This is a genomic window from Escherichia sp. E1130, assembly GCF_005781065.1.
Taxonomy (GTDB): Bacteria; Pseudomonadota; Gammaproteobacteria; order Enterobacterales; family Enterobacteriaceae; genus Escherichia.
Genome location: NZ_VATL01000063.1, coordinates 1 through 1,107, shown reverse-complemented (window position 1 = coordinate 1,107; position 1,107 = coordinate 1). Strand labels below are relative to the sequence as shown.

Genomic DNA, 1,107 nt, shown 5'->3' with positions numbered 1-1,107 from the left:
ATAAAAATTGTCGAGGTTGACGGCCTGTCAGAGGGCGTTTTCAGTAAAGAAGGTCGTATTGTTGCCGGTCCCTATGACTACAACGTGGTAAAAAGCGACAACCAGAACTGGTTTTTAACCAGTGAAATTCCCGCAGGACCGTATACTCCGGTACTACCCGTCATCCCGGACCCCGATCCTGAGCCACCTGTAACACCTGAGCCCCCTGTAACACCAGAACCGCCTGTGACACCGGAGCCGCCTGTTACGCCATCTGTTCCACAACCAGAACGAAAACATCTGTATCGCCCGGAAATTGGTAGCTATCTGGCCAATATTCAGGCGGCAAATACGCTGTTTAATACCCGACTGCATGACCGTCTGGGGGAGACACAATACACCGACCTGCTCACTGGCGAACAGAAAGCAACCAGTTTGTGGATGCGTAATATTGGCGGACATAATCGCTTTAAAGATCGTTCGGATGAATTGAGCACTCAGAGCAACCGTTATGTTCTGCAACTGGGTGGTGATCTCGCACAATGGAGCAGTAATGACCTTGATCGCTGGCATCTCGGCCTGATGGCTGGCTATGCCAACAGCAAGAGTCACACGCATTCCAGCCTGACCGGGTACAACTCGCGTGGGCAAATCGACGGCTACAGCGTGGGTGTGTATGGCACCTGGTACGCTAACGAAGCAGACAAAACAGGGACTTATGTTGACAGCTGGTTGCTCTATAACTGGTTTGATAACACCGTCTCCGGCGAGTATCTGCCCAGTGAAAAGTATCACTCTGACGGCATCACCGCCGCCATTGAAGCGGGTTATACCTTCCGTCTCGGTGAAAGCGCAGATGCGCGTACCAGCTACTGGTTGCAGCCAAAAATGCAACTGACGTGGATGGACGTGAAGGCAGACAATCATACGGAAGACAATGGCACTCTGGTTGAGGACAGCACCGAAGGCAACCTGCAAACGCGTCTGGGGGTGAAAGCGTATCTGCAGGGTCATAATGCTATTGATGATCATAAAGAGCGTTCCTTCCAGCCTTTCGTGGAAGCCAACTGGATTTATAACTCCCGCAATTACAGCGTGAAGATGGATCGCATCGGCGATGAGATCATC

Annotated in this window: 1 protein-coding gene; it reads left to right on the top strand. The window is 51.6% G+C overall.

All coding sequences use genetic code 11. The annotated features are described in order from the left end of the window. On the top strand, positions 1–1,107 hold a 1,107-nt coding region (locus tag FEK66_RS25330; RefSeq protein ID WP_138211645.1), incomplete at both ends, for an autotransporter outer membrane beta-barrel domain-containing protein.